At 60.8% G+C, this 309-nt stretch carries 1 protein-coding gene; it reads right to left on the reverse strand.

From position 1 onward, the window contains the following. Nucleotides 1-309, reverse strand: a 309-nt coding sequence (locus ACN6NG_RS29980) for an immunoglobulin-like domain-containing protein (RefSeq protein WP_474317545.1), incomplete at both ends; no start/stop codon positions are given.

Raw genomic sequence — 309 nt, forward strand, 5'->3', positions numbered from 1 at the left:
TCAAAGTCGCAGTGGTGGTGTCGACCGAATCGTTGATCGTGGTCTGAGCCGGGGTCGGGTTCGGGGTCAGCTGCTCGAAGTTGCCGCCGGTGGCGTTTTCGATGGTGACGCTGACGGTCGAGCCGTTATTGTAGACGTCGTTCGCCGGGGTCTGGAAGTCGACACTGCCCTGGGTTTTGCCGGCTTCAACGGTAATGGTCTGGCCGTTGGACAGGGTCACGGTTACCGGCGTCTGGGCAGGGTTGCTCAGGGTCACGGTGTAGGTAATCACGCCGCCTTCAGTGACGCTTGGCGAAGCAGTCAAAGTCG

Source organism: Pseudomonas sp. TSO6 (assembly GCF_056098905.1).